We start from the raw sequence: 19,011 nt of genomic DNA, 5'->3' as shown, positions 1-19,011 counted from the left end.
TTCGCCGGCGCGTTTCTTGCTTTCCGGGGTGATGACCCAGGTCAGAGCCCGGCCACCCCCTCCATGCGACGCGTTTGCGGATGTTTGCCGCCGCCTTTGACCGGCGGGACACGGCAACCGCGAATAATGGCCAGCAACCATAAAGGCGAAATGGGGGGCGAAATCCGATGAGCGGCCCTCGTGATGTCCGGAATGCGCTGAGCGGCCTGCTGCGGGACGGGCAGCAGGCCACGCTGGAGGACCTGCCGAACCTGGCCGCCCGCCACGCTCCGCAGGTGGGTGTCCGGCAGTGCCTGATCTACCTGGCCGACCTGCAGCAGAGCACGTTGCGGCTGCTCGCCGAGCGGGACGGGCCGTACGGCCACCCCGGCGCGCCGGACGACGTCACCGAGGACAAGCCGCCCGACGACCTGCGCATCGACGCCACCTACGGCGGCCGGGCCTTCCAGGAGGTGCGCATCCTGCGCAAGCCCGCCGAGCGCGGCATGGAATGCTGGTGGGTGCCGCTGCTGAACGGCGCCGAGCGCCTCGGCGCGCTCCGCGTCCTCGTCGAGCGGCCGGACGACGTGGCCGAGGAGGACGTGCTCGACCTGGCCCAGTTGCTGGCTCTCCTGGTCGCCGGCCGGCGCTCCTTCAGCGACTCGTACACGCGCCTGGTGCGCTCGCGGCGGATGAACGTCGCCGCCGAGATGCTCTGGCACCTGATGCCGCCGCTCACCTTCGCCAACGCCGAGGTGACCATCGCGGGAGTGCTGGAGCCCGCCTACGAGATCGGCGGGGACGCCTTCGACTACGCGCTCGGCGACGAGATCGTCCACCTGGCCATCTTCGACGCGATGGGCCACGACGTGGCCGCCGGGCTGGCCGCCAACCTGGTCATGGCCGCCAGCCGCAACCTGCGGCGCGACGGCGCCTGCCTGGCCGCGACCAGCGAGGGCATCGAGAACATGCTGCTGCGCGAGTTCGGGGAGACGGCCCGGTTCGTCACCGCGATCATGGCCGACTTCGACCTGCGCACCGGCATGCTGTCGTGGGTGAACCGCGGCCACCACCCGCCGGTGCTCATCAGGGCCGGCCGATGGGTCACCACGCTGGACTGCCCGCCGACGGCCCCGTTCGGGCTCGGCCTGGAGCTTCCCGCGCAGGTCTGCCACGAGCAGCTCGAACCCGGCGACCGGCTGCTCATGTACACCGACGGGATCGTCGAGGCGGGACGCCACCGCGGCGAGCAGTTCGGGATGGAGCGGTTCGTCGACTTCATCCTGCGGCACTCCTGCGCCCGGCTGCCGGTGCCGGAGACGCTCCGCCGGCTCATCAAGGACGTCATGGACCACCACGAGGGCCGGCTCCAGGACGACGCCACGGTCCTGCTCACCGAGTGGCACGGCCGCGCCGGCGCGTAACGTCGCAGGTCATCGGTGTCAACCGGCTGCCTCGGGGCAGCGGTGCGGGGATGAGGTCGCACGAGGTGTCGTCGTGGCGGGAGCTGGACGACGCGATCTGCGAGGCCAGCAGGCCGCGCGGCAGCGCCCACGTGCATCCGACGCTGGTCTTCCGCGGGCTGGCCCGGAGCACGGACGCGCACGTGTCCAGCCTGTCGCGGCTGCGCGGCGACTACGCCGCCCTGGAGCGGCACCTGGTGCGCAACTTCCGCAAGTACGCCCACCGCGCCACGCCGGGGGAGACCGTGTGGGACTGGCTGGCGCTCGGCCAGCACCACGGGCTGCCGACCCGGCTGCTGGACTGGACGTTCTCGCCGCTGGTGGCCCTGCACTTCGCGACCGCGTCCTGGCCGGAGGAGGACGGGGCGCTGCTGGCCGTCGACTGCGAGCGCGCGCACCGGCTGCTGCCCGGGCCGCTGCGCGAGGAGCTGGAGCGGGAGGGGGCGCTGGTGTTCACCACCGAGATGCTCGCCCGGGTGGCGGGCGACCTGGACGGGTTCGGCCGGCTGGCCGGCGACCGGCCGTTCCTGACGTTCTTCGAGCCGCCGTCGCTGGACGAGCGGGTCGTCAACCAGTCGTCGGTGCTGTCGGCGACCTCTTCCCCCGCCTACCAGGTGCAGGAATGGCTGGCCGGGCATCCGGACCTGTGGCGGGGCTGGCTGCTCCCCGCCCGGGTCAAACTGGAGATCAGGAACCGGCTGGACCAGGCGGGCATCACCGAGCGGGTGCTGCTGCCCGGCCTGGACGGGCTGGCCGCCTGGCTGCGCCGCTACTACACGCCCGGCGAGGCCGACCGGGGCTCCTCCGAAGACGGCAGCACCACGGCCGGCGGTTCCGCCCACCGGGAGGAAGGCCGCACGGGGGCGTAGGAGTCGGCGAGGGCGGCCGCCTCCGCGATCAGCGAGGCCGTCATCCCGCCATGCTGGAACGGGAACACGTGCGCCCCCGGCACCGTCACCGACCGCCCCAGCGGGGCCGTGATGGCCAGGCCGTCGGCCCAGGTTTTCGGGCACATGTGGTCGCGCGCGCCGCGGACGACCAGCACCGGGCAGGAGATCTTGCCGATCAGGTACTCGGGGAAGTCGGACTGTGCCGAGCGGACGCACCGCAGCACCTCGGCCGGCCCGCCCCGCAGGTAGTACGGCAGCGTGACGGGCAGCACGCTCAGCGGCTCGCGCACCACCGTGCGCAGGAAGGGCCGCGCCATCCGCCGCAGCGTCCGCTGGCGCGGCGGGAACGTCGGCCCGAGCAGCACCAGCGACCTCACCCGCGCCGGGTGCGCGGCCGCGACCCGCAGCGCGACCTGGGCGCCGCTGGAGTGCCCCGCGAGCACCACCGGCCCGTCGGGCACCGTCTCCAGCCAGTCGCCCACGGCCTCCGCCACGGCCGGCACCTCGGCCGCGCACGGCCTCGGCGGCCGGTGCCCGAACCCCGGCACGTCCAGCAGGAACGCGTGCGCCCACGAGGCGCAACCGGCCAGCGTGTCCTTCATGTAGCCGACGGCGCCCAGGCCGGGCAGCAGCACGACCGTCTCGCCGCGGCGCCCCACCTCCAGGCTCCGCATCCGGCGGCCACCCACGTCGTCCCAGCGCTCGCGCATCCGCAATCCACCCACACGCGACGCCCTACCGGAATCGAGCCCGTTCAAACGTGGGCGAATTGTTTTCCGGCGGCTCCGAGGCGGGGCGCATTCATATTGATAGGGATTTTTCTCCGGGAAATGCGGGCGAGGGATTTCGAGGCTTTCTTACTGGATGTGTTGCAACCAAGGGCCGTCCTTGTCATGATGTCGTGCCCGGTCGCGGTTCCCCGTGTTTCCGGTCCCCGGGGAACGGTGCCGTCGGCCTGCTCGTAGCGACTACGGCCGATATTGCTCGAACAGCTTTCTCGCCTTGACAAGCTCCTATTCATGTGGGCCGGAAAGCGGTGTGGAATCGCGCCGATGGTGGTGGCCGGATCGCCGGACCGTGGCCGCCGGGGCCGGGATCTGACGAAAAAACGCGCGAGCCGGGAATTCTTGTCACGGGGCCGGCCGCCCTGAGGCTCGGGGGCGCCTCCGGCTCGCCGTGCGGAAGCTCACCGACGGCTGGGCGCAGCAGTGAATCACCCTATAGAGGCAGATTTGGAGATAAAGGCGGATATAGCGGACAGCGAGGCCCGGAATCGGTCCGCCGTATTTGGTTTCGGTCGCATTCGGCCGCCTCGCACGCGCGCCTATCATCCCAGGGCTGCCTGGGCAATATTTCCCCGGGTCTGATTTTTGTCGCGTCGCATGGCGGAAGAGCGTTAATCGCGGCGTTGACTCCTCCTCTCAACCTGGATATAAGAGTTCTTGTCGCACTACCGCGTTACATCGCACGAAATGTAGTGACCCTTCGTAGTAATTCCCCATTTGCTTAGTTGTTCCGAGGCATTTGTCGAGGAGCGCCGTAACATGGCGATTGACGGCCTGCACATCGAGCGACGAATCCATCACACTCCGACAACTTGCGCCGCTCCCCGCCGGGGAGGTGCTGGACGATCGCCGGCTTCTTGACGGCGGCGCAGCGGACCCCCCATCCCACGGTGCCCGCTCCCGCCCGCACGCTGTTCTGCCTGCCCTACGCCGGAGGAGGCGCGAGCGCTTACGGAGGTCTCCTCCGCGAGCTCGCCGGCCTCACGGTGACCCCCATCCAGCTCCCCGGCCGCGAGAACCGCATCGCCGAGCCGCCGGCCTTCACCGTGGGCGAGATCGCCGACGAGATCGAGCCCGCCACCGGCGCCCCGTACGCGCTGTACGGGCACAGCATGGGCGCGCGGCTCGCCTTCGAGGTGGTGCGCGAGCTGCGCCGGCGCGGCCTGCCGCCGCCCTCGCGCCTGTACGTGGGCGGCGCCCACCCGCCGCACCGCAAGGTCCCGCTCGCCGCCACCGCCGACCTGCCCGACGAGGCGTTCATCGACCAGCTCGTCCGCCGCTCGGGCGCGCTGCCCGAGCTCAAGCACGTGCCCGAGCTGCGCGAGCTGCTGCTGCCCGTGCTCCGCGCCGACTTCGCCTGGATCAAGAGCTACCGGTACGAGCCGGAGCCGCCCGTCGACACCCCGATCGTCGCCTTCACCGGCCTGGACGACGGCGAGGTGGGCGCGGCGGACATGCTCGGCTGGGCCCGCCACACGACGGCCGGCTTCCGCCTGCGCACCCTCGCGGGCGGCCACCTGTTCGTCAAGGACCGGCCCGGCGACCTGGCGGCCCTCATCGCCGCCGACCTCGCCGGCGTCCACCCCCTCCCTGACCTGGGCGAGGTCCACCTCTGGCTGGGCAGCGGACCGCTTCCGTACGGCGAACACGGAGACGCCGGGCTGACCGTCGCCACCTGCCAGGCGGCCGGCCTCGTCCTGACAGCGGCAACCCGCGCCCCGACCGTGGGCGTGGCCCTCACGCACCCGGCCGGGCCGGTCGACGCGGCGAGGTGGCTGAGCCCCGGGGAGCGGGAGCAGGTCGAAGGGGCCGCGGAAGAGGACCGGCGGTGGCTCGAACTGCGGGCCGTCACCGCGAAGCGGGCGCTCGCCGCCGCGGCGGGTCCCGGCGCCGACCCGACGGCCGCCGGGTTCCCCGATCTGGCCGATCCGGCGCCGTGGCGGGCCTCGGAAGGCCGGCTGTCCGGCTGGCGGGTCGTCCACCTGCCGGTGCCCACCGCCCGGGGCGAGGCGCCGGCCGCCGTGGCCGTGCCGTACGACCGGGTGCGGCTGAGATTCGACACGCTGCCCGACCGGGCCGGATGACGGGGTGAACGTGACCACCGCGACGCTGCTCCACGAACTCGTCACCGCCCAGGCCGCCCGCACTCCTGACGCGCCCGCGGTGCGGCAGTGGGACACGAGCCTGACCTACCGCGGGCTCACCGCCGAGGCGGGAGCGCTGGCACACCGGCTGCGCGAGCTGGGCGCAGGTCCGGAGACGCGGATCGGCGTGTGCGGGCGGCGCACGCCCGAACTGCTGGTGTCGGTGCTGGGAGTCCTGATGTCCGGCGCCGCGTACGTCCCCCTCGACCCGTCGCACCCGCGCAAGCGGCTGGAGACCGTCATCGGCGACGCCGGGATCACCCTGGTGGTCGCCGACCAGGCGGGCCGCGGCGTCCTGCGCGACCTCCCCCTCCGCCTCGTCGCCCCCGCCCAGGGCGAGCTCCCGCCCCCGGAACCGGCCGCCGCCGCGGAGGGCTCCGCGGCGTACGTGCTCTACACCTCCGGATCCACCGGGCGGCCCAAGGGGGTCGTGGTGAGCCACGCGTCGGCGGTGGCGTTCGTGACCATGGCGGGCGCGTACTTCGGCCTGGACGCGTCGTGCCGCTCCATCGGGTTCGCGGCGCTCGGGTTCGACGTGTCCGTGCTCGACATCTTCGCGCCGCTCGCGCGGGGCGGGTGCGTCATGCTCACCGCCGACGAGGACCGGGTCGATCCCGTACGACTGCAGCGGTTCCTGGAACGGCACCGGGTCACCTGGGGCACGATCCCGCCCGCGCTGCTGCCGCTGCTCGACCCCGACCGGCTGCCGGCGCTGCGCGACCTGCTCACCGCGGGGGAGCCGGCCGGGCCCGAGCAGGTGGCGCGGTGGTCGCGGCCGGGCCGCAGGCGGTTCCACAACTGGTACGGGCCGACCGAGACGACCGTGTGCGTGGTCGGCACCGAGCTCGACGGCGACTGGGACCGGCCGTTGCCGATCGGGCACCCGCTGCCGGGCTGCACCGCGTACATCCTCGACGACCTGCTCCGGCCGGTCCCGCCGGGCACGCCCGGCGAGCTGTGCGTCGGCGGGCCGCAGCTCGCCCGCGGCTACCTGCACCGGCCTGGGCTGACGGCCGAGAGGTTCGTGCCGGACCCGTACGGCGAGCCCGGCGCGCGGCTGTACCGGACCGGGGACCGGGTGGTGCTGGACGCGGAAGGCCGGATCGGGTTCATCGGCCGGCTGGACCGGCAGGTGAAGGTCCAGGGGCAGCGGGTGGAGATCGGCGAGATCGAGGTGGTGCTGCGCGCCCACCCCGAGATCCGCCAGGCCGTCGTGGACGCCGGCACCGGAGCGGGCGGGCTGACGGAACTGGTCGCGTACCTGACCCCGCAGGAGGCCCCGGACCTGGAAGGGGTGCGCGCCCACTGCCTGGACAGCGTGCCCGCGTACATGGTCCCCACCCGGGTGCTGCGCCTGCCCGCACTCCCGCTGACACCGGCAGGCAAGGTCGACCTGGCCGCCCTGCGCACCCTCGGCGACCAGCACGCCCACCCCTCCGGCCCCGAGGTCACCACGGAGGAATCCGGCCACTGGCTCGCCCACGAGGAAACCACCAGCACCCATCGGACGGCCCCGCCCACGGCCGACCAGCAGACGACTCCTCGCGACGGCGAGCAGGGGGCCGGTTCGTCTGCGGCCCGCGAGAGCGATCACCTGGGCGGGGGTGAGGTGATGGTGCGGGAGGTGGCCGCGGCCTGGGGGGAGGCGTTCGGGGGTGCGGAGCCGCTGGCGGACGACGACTTCTTCGCCCGCGGGGGCCACTCGCTGCTGGCCATGCGGCTGACCGCGCTGCTGAGGACCCGGCTGGGCCGGGAACTGGCCGTCGAGGACGTGCTGGCGGGCAGGACCGTGGCCGGGATCGCCCGCCGGGCCGCGGCGGCGCCTCCGCTGCGGGAGGAGCCGCCCGGCGACGGACCGGCGGCGCTGTCGGCGGTGCAACGGCGGATGTGGTTCGTGGAACGGCTGGCCCCCGGCACGCCGGCGCACAACATCGCCATGGCCCAGCGGCTCACCGGCCCGCTGGACGTGGCGGCTCTGCGCCGGGCGCTGGCGTCGGTGGCCGAACGGCACGAGGTGCTGCGCTGGCGGGTGCCCCAGGCTGGCGGTGTCCCGTCCGTGACGGTCACTCCGCCCGGCCCGGTGCCGCTGCCCGTCGAGGACGTGACCGACGCGGAGCTGCGCGAACGGCTGCAGGCCGAGGCGCGGCTGGCGTTCGACCTGGCCGAGGGGCCGCTGTGGCGGGCCAGGCTGCTGCGGCTCGCCGGGGACGAGCATGTGCTGGCCGTCACGGTCCACCACCTGGTGTTCGACGGCTGGTCACAGAAGGTGCTGTACGAGGACATCTCGCGCGCGTACCGGCAGGAGGCGTTCCCGCCGCTGCGCGCCACCTACGGCGGGTACGTGGACTGGCTCGGCCGGCGCGACGGCGAGGCGGACGTGGCCTGGTGGAGCGGGCACCTCGACGGCGCGCCCACGGTGCTGGATTTGCCGCGCGACCATCCGCGCCCGCCGGTGCAGACGTTCGACGGCGAGTCCGTCACCGCCGAGGCGGGCGCCGGGGTCAGCGCCGCCGTGCGGGAGCTGGCCGTGCGGCTCGGCGGCACCCCGTACGCGGTGCTGCTCGCCGCCTACGGGCAGGTCCTGCGGCGGCTGTCCGGCCAGCCCGACCTGATCGTCGGCACCCCCGTCGCGGACCGCCGCGACCCGGCGCTCGACCCTGTGGCCGGGTGCCTGGTGCAGGTGCTGCCGGTGCGGCTGCGGGTGGACGACGGCGCGCCGTTCTCCGCGCACGTCACCCGCTGCCAGGAGGCGCTGTCGGGTGCGCTGGCCCATCTGGACGTGCGGCTGGAGCGGCTGGTGGACCGGCTCGGGCCGGGCCGCGACCTGTCGCGCAACCCGCTCGTGCAGGTGTTGTTCAACATGTACGACTTCACCGAGCCGCGGCTGGACCTGCCCGGCGTCGCGGCGGCCCCGCTGCCTCCCGGGCTGCCCGGGTCCTTGTTCGACCTCACCCTGTACGTGGGGGAGCGCGACGGGTGCTACGTGCTGCAGGCCGTCTACAACCCCAGACTGTTCCGCCGGTCGCGCGTCGACGCTCTGCTGCACGGCTACCTGCGCCTCCTCACCGACCTCACCGCCGACCCGGCCCGTCCCGTACGCGAGTCACGCCTGCGCCCCCGTCCTGGACGAGGTGACGACGGGCCGCTCCCGGACCCGGCTGAGGTCAAGCCGCTGATCCCGGCAGGGGCGGCCAGCGCCGATGGCGTGGAGGTGGCGGCGGGGGCCCAGGCCGGGGTGGTGGGCGTCGGTGATGCGGCCGGGACGCCGGGAGCCGCGGACGGGGTGGTGGTGAGCGCCGGTGACGTGACGGGGGTCCCCGCCGGGGTGGTCGTGGGCGGTGACGTGGTGGAAGTGGCCGGAGTCCACGACGGGGTGGCGAGTGACGTGGCCAAGGTGACAGGAGTCCACGGCGGGGTGGTGGGCGCCGGTGACATGGCTGAAGTCGCCGAGGTTCAGGGCGGCGAGGTCTTCCGCGACGGCGGAGCGTCGGCGGGGGCGCAGGGCGGTCACGGGGTGTGGGGCGGTGCTTCGCCGGATGTGAGTACGGGGCTCATGGACGCATCCGGGGCGGTCCGGCTGCCGGACGGGACTGCGGTGCTGTCCGGATGGGACGGGGCCGGGGTGGTGGAGCGGGTGCTCAAGCAGGTGGCGGGTGGGCCCGAGCGGGTGGCGGTCAGCGGCGAGGACGGCGAGCTGACGTACGCGGGTCTGGCCCGGCTGGCCGATGCGGCGGGCGCGGCCGTGCGGGCGGGGGAGACGGTGGCGATCCTCGCCGAGCGTACGCGCGAGCTGCCGGCCCTGATGCTGGGCGTGCTGGCGGCGGGAGCCCGCTGGGCGGTGCTGGACACGGCGCTGCCGCCCGCCCGGCTCGCGGCCCAAGCCCGCGTGGCCGGCGCCACCAGCATCATCGCCTGCCCCGGCATCCAGATCCCGCCCGACCTGGCATGGCTCCCTCCAGCAGGAGAACCCCGTACCCCCGCTAACGGTGAGAAAGGGCCAGCCGACCTGGCGGCCCGGAATCTGACCGGTGAGGAAGGGACCGCGGGTCCTGGCGTCCTTGGCGGGAGCGGTGAGGGGGAGTCGGTCGATCTTGCCGCTCGGAAGCTGCTCGGTGAGGGAGAGGCGGGTTCCGACGTCCTGAACGGGAGTGGTGACCGGGTAGTAGCGGCCACGAACGGCAGTGGGGACCGGACAGGGGTGCTCTTAGGCGGGAGTGGTGACGGGGCGGAAGCGGTCACGAACGGGAGTGGTGACAGGGCGGAGGCGGGTTCAGAGCAGGGTGGGACGGCCTGTCGGGTGGTGGCGATGGAGGAGCGGGGGTATCTGGCGTTCACGTCGGGGACCACGGGGGAGCCCAAGCCCGTGCGGACGCCGGAGCGCCCGCTGGCCCGGTTCCTCGACTGGTACCCGCGCGCGTACGGCCTCACCGGGGATGACCGGTTCGCGCTCCTGGCCGGGCTGGCGCACGACCCGCTGCTGCGGGACGCGTTCACCCCGCTGGTGCTCGGCGCCACCCTGCACGTGCCGGGCCCGGACCTGGTGCGGGACCCCGCCAAGCTGGCCGGATGGCTGCGCGGGCGAAGGATCACCGTCGCCCACCTCACCCCGCAGCTCGCCGCGCTCATCGCGGCCGCCGGGGTCCGGCTGCCTGATCTGCGGCTGGTGCTGTTCGGCGGCGACCGGCTCACCTACGCCGACGCCGCCCGGTTCCGCCGCGTCGCCCCGGACGCCCGCCTGGTCAACGCCTACGGCACCACCGAGACTCCGCAGGCGCAGGCCGTGCACGAGATCGGCGACCCGCCCGACCACGGCGACCCGGTTCCCGCCGGGCACGGCGTGGACGGCGCCGAGCTGCTCGTCCTCGACGCGGCCGGCGCGCCCGCGGCCGTCGGCGAGCTGGGCGAGGTCGTGGTCAGGAGCCGCCGCCTGGCGGAGTCGTACCTGGACGAGACCCTCACCCGGGAGCGGTTCGCCCGCGAGCGGGACGGCGAGACGGCCCGCTACCGCACCGGCGACCTCGGCCGCTACGACCCGGACGGCCGCGTCGTGCTCGCCGGCCGGGCCGACGGGCAGGTGAAGATCCGCGGCTACCGGGTGGAGCTCGGCGAGGTCGAGGCCGCGATCCTGGCCCACCCCGGCGTGCGGGCCGCCGCGGCCACGGTCGCCGAGCGGCCGGGCGGCAGGGTGCCGCTCGCGTACGCGGTCACCGACGGGCCCGCCGTCGGCCAGGCCGAGCTGCGCCGTCACCTGGCCGCGAGCCTGCCCGGCTACGCGCTGCCGGCCGAGCTCGTCCTGCTGCCCGCGCTCCCGCTCACCCCCAACGGCAAGGTGGACCGCGCCCGGCTGCCCGCCCCGCCGCCCCGCCCCGCGCCGGCGAGCGGCCAGGAGCCCGCCACCGGCACCGAACGCCTGGTCGCCGGCGTCTGGCGCGAGGTGCTCGGCCTGCCCAGCATCTCCGCCGGCGCGAACTTCTTCGAGATCGGCGGGCACTCGCTGGCCACCGCGCAGGTCCAGGCCCGCCTGGCCGCCTCGCTCGGCCGTGAGGTGCCGATCGTCGACCTCTTCCGCTTCCCGACCGTACGAGATCTGGCCGCGCACCTCGACGGCGAACGCCGTCCGGCCGGCTGGGACCGAGCCGCCCGGCGGGTCGCCGCGCGGCGGGCACGATCCTCACCCCACCGGCCACAGCAGCCCAGACAGGAGAGCAACGAATGAACCACGAAGAAGGCAACGGGGTCGAGCCGATCGCGGTCGTCGGGCTGGCCTGCCGCCTGCCGGGCGCCGAGGACGTGCCCGCGTTCTGGCGCAACCTGGTGGACGGGGTGGAGTCCGTGAAGTTCCACACCCGGGCCGAGCAGGAGGCGATGGGCGTGCCCGCCCACCTGCTCGACGATCCGATGTTCGTCCCGGCGGCCTCCGTCGCCGACGACTACGGCGCGCTGGACGCCGCCTTCTTCGGCATGTCGCCGCGCGAGGCGGAGCTGCGCGACCCGCAGCAGCGCATGTTCCTGGAGCTGGCCAACACCGCGCTGGAGGACGCCGGCTACGACCCGGCGCGCTACCCGGGCGAGATAGGCGTGTACGGGGCGATCGGCTCCGACGAGTACCAGTGGCTGTACGTGCGGCCCAACACCGAGGTGTTCGCCTCCGTGGGCAACCTGGCCGTCTACACCGGCAACCACCCCGACTACCTGGCCACGCTCGTGTCGTACAAGCTCGACCTGCGCGGCCCGTCGCTCACCCTGCACACGGCCTGCTCGTCCTCGCTGGTGGCGCTGCACGTCGCCTGCGAGGCGCTGCGCGCCGGCGAGTGCGACATGGCGCTGACCGGCGGCGCGTCGCTGGAACTGCCCGCCGAGTGGGGCTACCTGTACCACCAGGACGGCATCTACTCCCCGGACGGGCACTGCCGGGCCTTCGACGCGTCCGCGCAGGGCACGATCTGGGGCGGTGGCGGCGGCATGGCCGTGCTCAAGCGGCTGTCCGACGCGATCGCCGACGGCGACCACGTCCGCGCCGTCGTCATCGGCAACGCGATCAACAACGACGGCGCCACGAAGGTCGGCTTCTCCGCGCCCAGCGCCGAGGGCCAGGCCGCGGCGGTCTCGCAGGCGCTCGGCGTCGCCCAGATCGACCCGCGCACCGTCACCTACGTCGAGGCGCACGGCACCGGGACCTCGCTCGGCGACCCGATCGAGGTCTCCGCCCTGGCCGGCGTGCTCGGCGCGGCCTCGGAGGAGACCGGCTGGTGCGGCATCGGCTCGGTCAAGACCAACATCGGCCATCTCGGACCGGCCGCAGGCATCGCCGGCTTCATCAAGACCGTGCTCGCGCTGGAGCACGGCATGATCCCGCCCAGCCTCAACTACGAGCGGCCCAACCCGCGCATCGACTTCGAGTCCGGGCCGTTCCGGGTCAACGCCACCCTGACCAAGTGGGAGACGAACGGCCACCCGCGCCGCGCCGGCGTCAGCTCCTTCGGCATCGGCGGCACCAACGCGCACGTCGTCGTCGAGCAGGCGCCGCCCGCCCCGCTGCCGACCGCCCGGCCGCGCCCCGCCCACCTGCTGCAACTGTCGGCCCGCACCCCGGCCGCGCTCGACGCCGCCGTGCGGCGGCTGGCCGGCCACCTGGAGGACCGGGAGGTCTCCCTCGCCGACGTGGCGCACACGCTGCGCACCGGGCGCAAGCAGCACAAGCACCGGGCGGCCGTGGTCGCCGCCGACCCCGCCGACGCGGTCGCCGCCCTGCGCGACTCACGCCGGGTGACCAAGGCCAAGGCGGGCACGCCCCGGGTGGCGTGGCTGTTCTCCGGCCAGGGCGCCCAGTACGCCGGCATGGGCGCCGGTCTCTACCGCACCGAGCCGGTGTTCGCCGCCGCCGTGGACGAGTGCGCCGCGCTGCTCCGCGACGAGCTCGGCCTGGACCTGCGGACGCTGCTGTTCCCCGGCGACGACGAGCGGGAGGCCGCCGACGAGCGGCTGCGCCAGACGGAGCTGGCCCAGCCCGCGCTGTTCACCGTCGAGTGGGCGCTGGCCCGCCTGTGGTCGTCGTGGGGGATCGAACCGGCCGCCATGATCGGCCACAGCATCGGCGAGTACGTGGCCGCCGCCGTCGCCGGCGTCTTCCCGCTGCCGGACGCGCTGCGCCTGGTCGCCACCCGCGGCCGCCTCATGCAGTCGATGCCGCCCGGCTCGATGCTGGCCGTGCGCCAGGACCACGAGGAGGTCCGCCGCACCCTGCCGGACGGGCTGTCCGTCGCCACCGTGAACGGCCCGGGCACCTGCGTCGTCGCCGGCCCGGCCGAGCTGGTCGAGCGGTACGCGGCCACGCTGGACGAGGCCGAGGTCCAGCACACCGCGCTGCGCACGTCGCACGCCTTCCACTCGGCGATGATGGACCCGATCCTGGGCGACTTCCACGCCGCCGTCGCCGCCGCCACCCGCGACGCGCCCAGGATCCCGTTCCTGTCGAACGTCACCGGCGCCTGGATCACGCCCGAGGAAGCCACCGACCCCGGCTACTGGACCCGCCACCTGCGCGAGGCGGTCCGGTTCGGCGACTGCGTGGCCGCGCTCGCCGCGGAGGGCGAGTGGCGGATGCTCGAATGCGGCCCAGGACGCCAGCTCGCCGGCCTGGCCAGGACACAGCTGCCGCGCACCGCGCCCGCCCCGCTGCCCAGCCTGCCAGGACCCGCCGACACCAAGTCCGACCTCGAGGTCCTGTACGCGGCCGCGGGCACGCTGTGGGCCGCGGGCGCGCCGCTCGACGTCACCGCGATCACCGAGCCCGCGCGGCGCGTCCCGCTGCCCGCCTACCCGTACGAGCGGACCCGCCACTGGGTGCCGACCGCGGTCGACCCCGAGCTGATCTACCCGAGAGCCGCGCGGACCGGGGCGCTGCCGCAGGAGGAGCGCTTCTCGGTGCCCGCCTGGCGGCAGGCCCCCGTCACCCCCGTCCCGGCGGACTCCCTCGCCGGCGCCCGCTGCCTGGTCTTCGCCGGGCCCGGCGGGGTGCCGCTCCTCGACGCCCTGCGCGCCGCCGGCGCCGACGCGGTCCAGGTCGTCCCCGGCACCGCGTACGGGGTCGCCCCCGACGGCACGGTCACCATCAGGCCCGCCGAGCGCGAGGACTACGAGGCGCTGATCGCGCAGACCGGCGTCCCCGCCAGGATCGTGCACGCCTGGCCGCTCGACGGCACCCCCGCCGGGGACATCGCCGCCACCGACGCCGCCCAGGACCTGGGATTCTTCAGCCTGCTCGGCCTCGTCCAGGCGCTCGCCCAGGCCGACCGGGACGGCGGCGTCCATCTCGACATCGTCACCAGGGGCACCCAGGGAGTCGTCGGCGGGGACGTCACCAGGCCCGAGCACGCCACCGTCGCCGGCTTCACCGCCGTCGTCCCGCTGGAAGCCCGCTGGCTGACGGCCCGCCACGTCGACCTGGAGGAGGGCCCGTACGACCCGGCCGCCGTGCTCGCCGAGCTGGCCGCCGAGCCCGGCGAGCCGCCCGAGGGCGAGCCGCCGTCGCCGGTCGCGCTGCGCGCCGGCCGCCGCTGGCTGCGCGGGTACACCCGGGTGCCGCTGCCGCCGCAGGCCGACCCGCTGCGCCGGCACGGCGTGTACGTCATCACCGGCGGGCTCGGCGGCATCGGACTCACCCTCGCCGAGGACCTGGCCGGTCGGGCGCAGGCCCGGCTCGTCCTGCTCGGCCGGTCGGGGCTGCCGCCCCGGGAGGAGTGGGACACCCTCGACGGCGCCCCCGACCGGGTCCGCCGCGCCGTCGCCGCCGTGCGCCGCATGGAGCGGGCCGGCGCCGAGGTGGTCGTGCTGGCCGCCGACGCCGCGGACCCCGGGGCGCTGCGCCGCGCCAGGACCGAGGCGCTCGACCGGTTCGGCCGCATCGACGGCGTGGTGCACGCGGCCGGGGTTCCCGGCGGCGGCATGGCCGAGGTCAAGGAGCGGGCGGCGGCCGAGGCCGTGCTCGCCCCGAAGCTCGCCGGCACGCTGGCGGTGCGCGAGGTCTTCGGCGACCTGCCGCTCGACTTCGTCATGCTGTGCTCGTCGGTCACCGCCGTGGCCGGCGGCTTCGGCCAGGTCGACTACTGCGGCGCCAACGCCTTCATGGACGCCTGCGCGCACGCCTGGCCCGGCCGGGCGGTCTCGGTCAACTGGGGCGCCTGGCTGGAGGTCGGCATGGCGGCCGAGGTTGCGGCCCCGGCCGCGTTCCGGGCGCTGCAGCGCGGCGACCGGGTGACCAGGATCGACCACCCGGTGCTCGGCCACCGCCACGAGAGCGCCGGCCGCCGGCCCTGGTACGCGGCCACGCTCTCCCCGTCCACGCACTGGCTGCTCGACGAGCACCGGGTGGCGGGCGTGCCCGTCATGCCCGGCACCGGCTACCTGGAGACGGCGCGGGCCGCGTTCGAGGCCGCGGTGCCGAGCCCGGGCCCCGGCCACGCGATCGAGCTGCGCGACGTCGCGTTCGTCGCCCCGCTGCCCGTCGCCGACGGCGCCGCCGCCGAGCTTCGGGTGCTGCTCACCCCGGCGGGCGACGGCATGGACTTCGAGGTGGTCAGCGTGACCGGCGGCGAGGCCACGCAGCACGCCCGCGGCTCGGCCGCCTGGGTCGCCGGGGAGCCGCCGCCGTCGGACCTGGCGGGCGCCCGGCAGCGATGCGTGTACGGCGGCGAGGACGGGCCGAGCCCGTTCGCCTCCGCCTCCGGCCTGGTCACTTTCGGCCCCCGCTGGAACAGCCTGCGCTCGGTGAGCCAGGGCGGGGACGAGCGGCTCGCCCGCCTGGAGGCGGGCCCCGACGTGGCCGCCGACCTGGACCGGCTGCCGCTCCACCCGGCGCTGCTGGACGAGGCGACGGCGTTCATCTCTGTCGCGTCAAGCTCCGTCTCCGGCGGCCACAGCTACCTGCCGCTCGGCTACGGCCGCGTCACCGTGCACGCGCCGCTCCCGGCCCGCCTGTGGAGCCACGCCCGCCACCGCGACACCGGCGGCGGCGAGGTGCTCGCCGCGGACCTCACCCTGTACGACGACGCCGGCGAACCGGTGGTCACCATCGCCGACTTCGTGCTGCGCCGCATCGACAAGGACGCCGTCACGCGGACCGTCGGCGAGGGCGCCCGCCGGCAGGCCGAGGACACCGCCGTCGACGAGGAGTCGGCCGCCGCCGGTCAGGCGCTCGACGTGGACGGCGCCAAGCGCGGCATCAGCCCGGCAGAAGGCGCCGAGGCGTTCCGCCGGCTGCTCGCCGCGAACCTCGGTCCGCAGGTCGTGGTCAACGCCACCGACCTGGCCGAGTACGTCGCCGGCGTGCGCGAGCTGACCCAGGACACGGTCGCCGGAGAGCTGGACGCGGCCGCCGCGGCGGGTGGCGCCGACGAGCTTCCCGACGACCACGTCGCGCCGCGCAACGAGCTGGAGAGCACGCTCGCCGGCCTGTGGGGCGAGGTGCTCGGCGCCCGCCGGGTCAGCGTCGAGCAGGACTTCTTCGACCTGGGCGGCAACTCGCTCGTCGCCGTCCAGCTCATCGCGCTCATCAGGAAGAAGGTCGGGGTCCGGCTGCCGATGCGCAGCCTCTTCCAGGTGCCGACCGTGGCCGGCATGGCCGCGCTCGTGGAGGAGCTGCGCGGCAAGCAGCAGGCCCCCGCCACCGGCACCACCACCATCAGCAGGCTCCCCCGGACGGAAAGGCGCTGACATGCGGGACGGCCAGTACAAGGTCGTGGTCAACGACGAGGAGCAGTACTCGATCTGGTTCGCCGAACGCCCCGTCCCCGACGGCTGGCGGGAGACCGGGTTCGAGGGCGCCAAGCAGAGCTGCCTCGACCACATCGAGCAGGTCTGGACCGACATGCGCCCGCGCAGCCTGCGCGAGGCCATGGACCAACACTAGGAGGACACCGGCCGTGACCGGCACCTACGTCTTGCCTGCCTCGTACGCCCAGGAACGCCTGTGGTTCCTCGCCCGGCTCGACCCGGACGCGCCCGCGCACCACGTCAACGCGGTGATCGAGCTGCCCGGCCGCAGCGACCCGGAGCGGTGCCTGGACGCGCTGCGCCAGGTCGTCCGGCGGCACGAGACGCTGCGCACGTCGCTGGCGACCGAGGACGGCGACCTGGTCCAGGTCGTCCGGGTGGACCTGCCGGTCACGCTGCCCTGCACCGACCTGCGCGGCCTGCCGCCCGAGCGGGCCGAACGCGAGTTCTGCGCCCTGGCCCTGGCCGAGGCGCGCAGGCCGTTCGCCCTGGACCGGCCGCCGCTGTGGCGGGCGCGGCTGGTCCGCATGAGCGACGAGCTGCAGCGGATCGTGCTGGTCGTGCACCACGCGGTGTTCGACGCCCGCTCCGGCGTCGTCTTCACCAGTGAGCTGAAGGAGATCCACGACGCGCTCGGCCAGGGCCGCGAGCCGGACCTGCCCGAACTGCCCATCCAGTACGCCGACTACGCCGCCTGGCAGCGCGAGCACCTCGCCGGGGGCGTGCTCGCCGGCCAGCTCGGCTACTGGCGCGAACGCCTGGCCGGGCTGCCCGGCGACACCGGCCTGCCCACCGACAGGCCGCGCCCGGCCACCCGCGGCCACGCCGGCGACGAGTACGCCCGCACCCTGCCCGGGGACCTCGTCGACGCGCTGGAGGAGCTGGCCAGGCGGCGCGGCGCCACCCTGTTCATGGTGCTGCTGGCCGGGTTCAAGGCGCTGCTCGCCCGCTACGGCGGCCAGGACGACGTCGTGGTCGGCTCGCCGGTCGCCGGCCGGGACCTGCCCGAGTTCGAGCCGGTCATCGGCATGTTCGTCAACACGCTGGTGCTGCGCACGGACCTGTCCGGCGACCCGTCCTTCGACGAGCTGCTGGACCGGGTGCGGGGCACCGTCCTGGAGGCGCTGGACCACGCCGACGTGCCGTTCGACCGGCTGGTGGAGGCGCTGCGGCCGGCCCGCGACCCCAGCCGCACCCCGCTGTACCAGGTGGGCTTCAACCTGCTGCCGATGGACACGCGTGGCCAGTTCCCCAACGGCACCGCCCAGCACGACCTCGGCCTCGACGTGGTCAGGACCCCTTCCGGCGCGGGCCTCTACTTCGAGTACAGCACCGAGCTGTACGACGCGGACACGGTGGCGCGGATGGCCGAGGCGTACCGGCTCGTCCTGGAGGCCGCTGTCGCCGACCCGGGCATCCGGGTGTCGCGGCTGCCGCTGATGACACCGGAACGGGAACGGCAGCTGCTCACCGGCTGGAACGCCACCGCCGCCCCATACCCCGCCGGGACCCTGCACGAGCTGGTCGCCGAGCAGGCCGCGCGCACCCCGGACGAGGTCGCGCTCCGCGACCTCGCCGGCGGCACGCTCACCTACGCCGAGCTGGACGAGCGCGTCCGCGCGCTGGCCGGGCGGCTGGCGGCGGCCGGCGTGGGCGCCGAGACCTGCGTGGCGCTGTGCCTGCCCCGCGACGCCGAACTAGTGGTGGCGCTGCTGGCGGTCCTGCGGGCGGGCGGCCACTACCTGCCGCTGGACCCGGCGTACCCGGCGGAACGGCTGTCGTACATCCTGGCCGACTCCGGCGCGCGCCTGCTGATCACCACCTCGCGCCTGGCCGGCGACCTCCCCGCCGACCGGCCGCCGGTGTTCCTGCTGGACCGGCCGCCGGAAGGGCCGCCCGCGACTCCGGTACGGGTGGGTCCGGACAACCTGGCCTACCTGATCTACACCTCCGGCTCGACCGGGCGGCCCAAGGGCGTCGAGGTGCCGCACCGGGGGGTCGTCAACCTGGTCACCGACGTGATCCGCCGGGTCGGCGGCGGCAGCGCGCTGCTCATGACGTCGCTGTCCTTCGACATCGCCGCGCTGGAGATCTTCACGCCGCTGCTGTCCGGCGGCACCCTCGTCGTCGCCCCGGACGACACCTCCCGCGTGCCCCGTCAGGCCGGTCGCGCGGCCGAAGGGGTGGACCTGGTGCAGCTCACCCCCTCGGTGGCCGGCCTGGTCGCCGGGCACCTGCCGCCGGGCCTGCCGCGGGTCATCCTCGGCGGCGAGCCCCTGCCGCCCGACCTGGCGGCGCGGCTGCTGAAGGTGGCCGGGGAGCTGTGGAACTTCTACGGCCCGACGGAGACCACCATCTGGTCCACCGCCTACCGGGTGCCGCGTGACGCCACCACGATCCTCATCGGCACGCCGGTGGCGAATACGTCGGTGTATGTGGTGGATGGGGGGTTGTGTCCGGTTCCGGTGGCAGTGTGCCG

At 74.7% G+C, this 19,011-nt stretch carries 8 protein-coding genes; 7 read left to right on the top strand and 1 reads right to left on the bottom strand.

Annotated elements, in window-relative coordinates; all coding sequences use genetic code 11:
- The first annotated feature begins 167 nt into the window (after positions 1–167).
- Together ABD999_RS36210 and ABD999_RS36205 are read left to right on the top strand one after the other, a co-directional pair.
- Complete coding sequence (locus ABD999_RS36210; RefSeq protein ID WP_271279755.1) at positions 168–1,403, top strand: PP2C family protein-serine/threonine phosphatase; 1,236 nt, start codon at positions 168–170, stop codon at positions 1,401–1,403.
- 50 nt (positions 1,404–1,453) lie between these two features.
- Positions 1,454–2,311: an FRG domain-containing protein gene (locus ABD999_RS36205; RefSeq protein WP_271279756.1), complete on the top strand. Its 858-nt coding sequence runs from the start codon at positions 1,454–1,456 to the stop codon at positions 2,309–2,311.
- Here the strand turns inward: ABD999_RS36205 and ABD999_RS36200 are convergent.
- Positions 2,215–3,042: an alpha/beta fold hydrolase gene (locus tag ABD999_RS36200; RefSeq protein ID WP_271279757.1), complete on the bottom strand. Its 828-nt coding sequence runs from the start codon at positions 3,040–3,042 to the stop codon at positions 2,215–2,217. The two genes, ABD999_RS36205 and ABD999_RS36200, sit on opposite strands and share 97 nt — an antisense overlap.
- Positions 3,043–3,929: 887 nt before the next feature.
- On the opposite strand from ABD999_RS36200, the gene ABD999_RS36195 reads away from it, so the two are divergent.
- The 5 genes from ABD999_RS36195 to ABD999_RS36175 form a co-directional block, all read left to right on the top strand.
- Complete coding sequence (locus ABD999_RS36195) at positions 3,930–5,201, top strand: thioesterase II family protein (RefSeq protein ID WP_345483118.1); 1,272 nt, start codon at positions 3,930–3,932, stop codon at positions 5,199–5,201.
- 4 nt (positions 5,202–5,205) lie between these two features.
- On the top strand, positions 5,206–10,977 hold the full coding sequence (locus tag ABD999_RS36190; protein WP_271279759.1) for a non-ribosomal peptide synthetase: 5,772 nt from the start codon (positions 5,206–5,208) through the stop codon (positions 10,975–10,977).
- On the top strand, positions 10,974–16,472 hold the full coding sequence (locus ABD999_RS36185) for a type I polyketide synthase (RefSeq protein ID WP_345483117.1): 5,499 nt from the start codon (positions 10,974–10,976) through the stop codon (positions 16,470–16,472). The genes ABD999_RS36190 and ABD999_RS36185 overlap by 4 nt, the downstream gene beginning before the upstream one ends.
- 1 nt (position 16,473) lies before the next feature.
- Complete coding sequence (locus ABD999_RS36180) at positions 16,474–16,668, top strand: MbtH family protein (protein ID WP_271280471.1); 195 nt, start codon at positions 16,474–16,476, stop codon at positions 16,666–16,668.
- 13 nt (positions 16,669–16,681) lie between these two features.
- A partial coding sequence (locus ABD999_RS36175) for a non-ribosomal peptide synthetase (RefSeq protein ID WP_345483116.1) occupies positions 16,682–19,011 on the top strand: 2,330 nt, incomplete at its 3' end.

Source organism: Nonomuraea ferruginea (assembly GCF_039540635.1).
Classification (GTDB): Bacteria; Actinomycetota; Actinomycetes; order Streptosporangiales; family Streptosporangiaceae; genus Nonomuraea; species Nonomuraea ferruginea.
Note: the sequence above shows the minus strand (reverse complement) of the source record. Positions and strands in the feature narration are given on the sequence as shown.

Bases quoted from the DNA above. Each gene is read 5' to 3' on its own strand.
- ABD999_RS36180 (WP_271280471.1), top strand. From the start codon at position 16,474: ATGCGGGACGGCCAGTACAAGGTCGTGGTCAACGACGAGGAGCAGTAC.
- ABD999_RS36205 (WP_271279756.1), top strand. From the start codon at position 1,454: ATGAGGTCGCACGAGGTGTCGTCGTGGCGGGAGCTGGACGACGCGATC.
- ABD999_RS36200 (WP_271279757.1), bottom strand. From the start codon at position 3,042: ATGCGCGAGCGCTGGGACGACGTGGGTGGCCGCCGGATGCGGAGCCTG.
- ABD999_RS36210 (WP_271279755.1), top strand. From the start codon at position 168: ATGAGCGGCCCTCGTGATGTCCGGAATGCGCTGAGCGGCCTGCTGCGG.
- ABD999_RS36185 (WP_345483117.1), top strand. From the start codon at position 10,974: ATGAACCACGAAGAAGGCAACGGGGTCGAGCCGATCGCGGTCGTCGGG.